4 protein-coding genes are annotated in these 4,040 nt (G+C 66.5%); all 4 read right to left on the reverse strand.

All coding sequences use genetic code 11. The annotated features are described in order from the left end of the window. A partial coding sequence (locus AA309_RS30475) for an NAD(P)/FAD-dependent oxidoreductase (RefSeq protein ID WP_047192781.1) occupies positions 1-934 on the reverse strand: 934 nt, incomplete at its 3' end. A 325-nt stretch (positions 935-1,259) separates the two neighbouring features. Further along, positions 1,260-2,693 (reverse strand): NAD-dependent succinate-semialdehyde dehydrogenase, encoded by a 1,434-nt coding sequence (locus AA309_RS30480; protein WP_047192782.1) that lies wholly within the window; start codon positions 2,691-2,693, stop codon positions 1,260-1,262. Between the two features lie 69 nt (positions 2,694-2,762). Next, entirely contained in the window at positions 2,763-3,662 is a 900-nt protein-coding gene (locus tag AA309_RS30485) for a dihydrodipicolinate synthase family protein (protein WP_047192783.1), read from the reverse strand. A gap of 3 nt (positions 3,663-3,665) precedes the next feature. Then, positions 3,666-4,040, reverse strand: a 375-nt coding sequence (locus AA309_RS30490; RefSeq protein WP_047192784.1) for an ATP-binding cassette domain-containing protein, incomplete at its 5' end; no start/stop codon positions are given.

Consider the following 4,040-nt stretch of genomic DNA (forward strand, 5'->3'; position numbering starts at 1 on the left):
CGATGCCCACGATGCGCAGCCCTTCGTCCAGCGGCGTGGCAACAAAGGCCGACGCAGCGTCGGTCACGGGTCGGCTGACGGCGCCGGAAAGGCCGGGCAAGGTGACGTGATAGCCGCGCTCGCTGGCCAGCGACAGGGAAATGCCTAGGGAGCGCGCCAAGTCGCGACTGGCGATGCCGGCTGCGATGACCACCGCATCGCATCGGTGGGGCCCGGTGCTTGTCCGTAGCGTCACCCCGTCGGTGCCGGGCTCGATCGCCTCGACCCGCGCCGTCCGTGTCGCAACGCCCAACGCAGCGGCCCGCTCCATCAGACCCTCTACCAGCCCAACCGGCGAGGTTACGGAACCGCTGCCGGGAAAGTAGATCCCGCGCCGGTAGTCGCGGGACAGGCTGGGCTCCAACTCGCGCAGCTCTTCGGCATTGAGCTTCTCGAAGGCCACGCCATGCTTGGCCCGCAGCCTGGCCGTCAGTTCATCCAGCGCGCCGGGTGATGGGTCGCGCCAAACATGCAGGGCACCGTTCGGTCGGAACAACCGTTTCCAGTCGGTGTCGCCGAGCATGTCGCGGTAGAGCTCGGCGCAGGGAGCGTTGAGGGTGTACAGCGCCGTATAGGCCGCTTCCCAGGCCTCCGGGCGGCCAGTGCGCAGGAAGCGGACCAGCCATGGGAGGGTGCGGGGGAGCTCACGCGGCGCGAGGCGCACGGGGCCGTTCGTGTCGGCGAGCCAGCGCAGTGCACGCCATATGACGCCGGGATGGGCCATGGGGAAGGATGATCCCACATTGTATTGGGCGCCATTGCCCCAGGAGCAGCCATGGCCGATGCGACCCTCCTCAATCACGGTGACGCGGTGTCCTTCCCGCGCCAGCATGAGGGCGCAACTTACGCCGATGACGCCCCCGCCGATGACGGCGATGGTACGCGCTTCAGCCATGGAATATCTCCTGTCTGCGCCAAGACACCCGAGGCGCCAAGCCATCGATCATTGTGGCCATGGTGTCTTCCTGTGTCTGGGGTGTACGTCTCAAGCGATTTTGAACAATGGCTCGCCCAGTACGTCCGTGAGCGGCATCGGGCCGCTCACGCTAGGCACGAGTTCGCAGGAGGCGGGGGAGTGAATTATCACGCCGCCTCCATGCGCTCGAACCGCCGGGAAAGGGCGCTGAGCGGGGACAGAACGAGGATGAATCGTATGCCGATGATGACAGAGACCTCCATCGGCCCACGTTGCCTTTCCCAGCCCATTTCATTTCGTGCCGCTATACCTGAAGGTGACCGACGTACTTCTTGACCGTATAGGCCTCGAGACCCTCGATGCCGCCCTCGCGGCCCCAGCCGCTGTCGCCGATGCCGCCGAAGGGGGTTTCCGGGATCGTGACCACCATCTGATTGATGCCGATCACCCCGACAGCCAGCTCTTCCGTTATGTGGTTGGCGGTCGCGGCAGAGCGGGTGAAGGCATATCCGGCCAGACCGTAGGGCAATGCATTGGCGCGTGCGAGGGCCTGGTCGATGTCATCAACAGGTTGCACCAGCGCAAGCGGGCCAAACGGCTCGTGCGTCATGGCCTTGGCTTGGTCGGGCATGTCCGCCAGGATGGTCGGCCGGTACATCAGGCCTGGCCCCTCGAGGCGTTCGCCGCCGGCGATCAGCCGAGCCGAATGGGACAAGGCGTCAGAGATCAGGTCATCCATGGCGGCGACGCGGCGCGTGTTGGCGACGGGACCGACGGTGGTGCCCGCTTGCAGTCCGTCGCCCACCACCTGCTTCTCCACGAAGGCGCGAGCGTGTTCGAGGTACTCTTCGTAGACCGGGCGTTCAACGAAGAAGCGTGTCGGCGAGGTGCAGACCTGGCCCGTGTTGCGCAGCTTGATGCTCATGGAGAGTTCCGCCGCGCGCTGGACGTCGGCATCTTTCGCCACAATCACCGGCGCGTGGCCGCCGAGCTCCATGGTGGCGAGCGTCAGGGTCTCCCCCGCCAGCCGAGCGAGCTGACGTCCCACCGGAGTCGATCCGGTGAACGAGATCTTGCGGATCACCGGGGAGCGCAGGAGATATTCGGAGACGTCTGCCGGTACGCCGAAGACCACGTTCAGCACGCCTTTGGGCAGCCCGGCATCGGTGAGCGCGCGAGCCATCTCCAGCGTGGTGCCGGGCGTTTCCTCGGCGGGCTTGATGATGCAGGTGCATCCCGCAGCAAGAGCCGGGGCAATCTTGCGCGCCGGCGTCACGGCCGGGAAGTTCCACGGCGTGAAGCAGGCGACGGGGCCGACCGGCTCCTGGGTGACGGTCTGGCGCATGTCGGGCAGGCGCGCCGGGATGACGCGGCCATAGCTGCGCCGCCCCTCTTCGGCGAACCAGTCGAAGAACTCGGCCGCAGCGGTGATCTCGCCTTTCGCCTCCGCGAGGGTCTTGCCCTCCTCCAGCGTCAGCACGGTGGCAATGTGGTCGAGCCGCTTGCGCATCAGGTCAGCGGCACGGCGCAGGATCTGACCACGCTCGTAAGGCGAGGTGCGCTTCCAGCCCTCGAAGGCCCGGCTTGCCGCCGCTAATGCGCGGTCAAGCTCTGCCTTGCCGGCATGGGGCAGCGTGCCGAGGGACTGTTCTGTGGCAGGATTGAGAACGGGTTCGCTTCCCGCATTGGTCTCTTCGATCCATTCGCCGTCGATGAGGAGAGCTAGTTTGGTATACATGTTTATTCCTTGAACTGTGAAAGGTGCGCTCAGACGCCAGTCAGGCGGAAGCCTGCCGGGAACGGGTCCTCAGCCCTTGGCCCAGCGGACGAGGCCGGCGTCGGCGATGATCTTGGCGATGGCGGCTTTCTGTTCGTCGGCCAGCGGCAGCAGCGGCAGGCGCGGGCCACCGGCGTCGCGGCCAAGCTGGCTCATGGTTTCCTTGATGGCCGCGTAATAGGCCCCGGACTGGAAACAACGGTAGAAGGCGAAGACGTCGCGACCGAGGTCCTCCACGACCTTGTCACCGGTGAGCGCCTTGTCCCAATAGTCGCGGATCAGGGGCCCTGCGATCTGGTGCGCCATGGCGATGACCCCATGGGCGCCAACGGCACGGGCGGGCACGATCATGGTCTCGTAGCCGACGAAGACGCGCAGTTTGTTACCCACGCGCTGCACGAGCTCGGTCACCTGGGTGATGACGCCGGAGCTGTCCTTGATGGCGACCACGGTCGGCAGGGCCGAGAGTTGCTCCACCAGCGCCGGCGTGATGTCGACGCCCGCACGGCGCGGGCTGTTGTAGAGCATCAGCGGCAGCGAGCTGTTGCGGGAGATGTGCTCGAAGAAGGCCACGATCTCACGCGGGCTCGGCATGGCATAGATGGGCGGCAGGATCATGCCGCCGGCGCAGCCCGCGGCGACGGCGGACTGGCACGCCTCCAGGACATCCTCGACCCGCAGGTCGGCAACGCCCGCCAGCACGGGCACGCGGCCCGCCACATGGTCGACGGTCAGCTTGTAGAGGCGGGCGCGCTCGTCCTTGGTGAGGGCGTAGAATTCGCCGGTGCTCCCGGCCGCCACCACGCCCTGCGCGCCGTTGGCGATGGCATCGTTGATGAGCGCCTTGTACCGGGTTTCATTGATGGAGCCATCGGCGCCGAAGGGGGTGACGAGGACGGGGAAGATGCCACCCCAGTTTACATTAGCCATGATTTACTGTCCTTGTGCGAGAGATGTGGTCGAAGGTGCGGCCGCCGCAGCCACGAGGGGACTGAGAAGGCGGGCCTGTTCCGTGAAGCGGCTGACGAAGGCCGCGAGCCTCGGGTTGGTGCCCGACAGCAGGAGTTCGCGCGGAGCGCCGCTGGCGGCCACCACGCCCTGGTCCATGAAGACCACCCGATCGGCCAGCTCATAGGCGAAGCCGATCTCGTGGGTGACGATGACCATGGTCATGCCTTCGGCAGCGAGCTGGCGAATGGCGGCGAGCACTTCGCCCACCAGTTCCGGGTCCAGCGCCGAGGTCGGCTCGTCGAACAGCATGATGGTGGGCTGCATGGCGAGCGCACGGGCGATCGCGACGCGTTGCTG

It is taken from the genome of Microvirga vignae, from assembly GCF_001017175.1.
Taxonomy (GTDB): Bacteria; Pseudomonadota; Alphaproteobacteria; order Rhizobiales; family Beijerinckiaceae; genus Microvirga; species Microvirga vignae.

Coding starts and splice junctions, on each gene's coding strand:
- AA309_RS30485 (WP_047192783.1), bottom strand. CDS start 3,662: ATGGCTAATGTAAACTGGGGTGGCATCTTCCCCGTCCTCGTCACCCCC.
- AA309_RS30480 (WP_047192782.1), bottom strand. CDS start 2,693: ATGTATACCAAACTAGCTCTCCTCATCGACGGCGAATGGATCGAAGAG.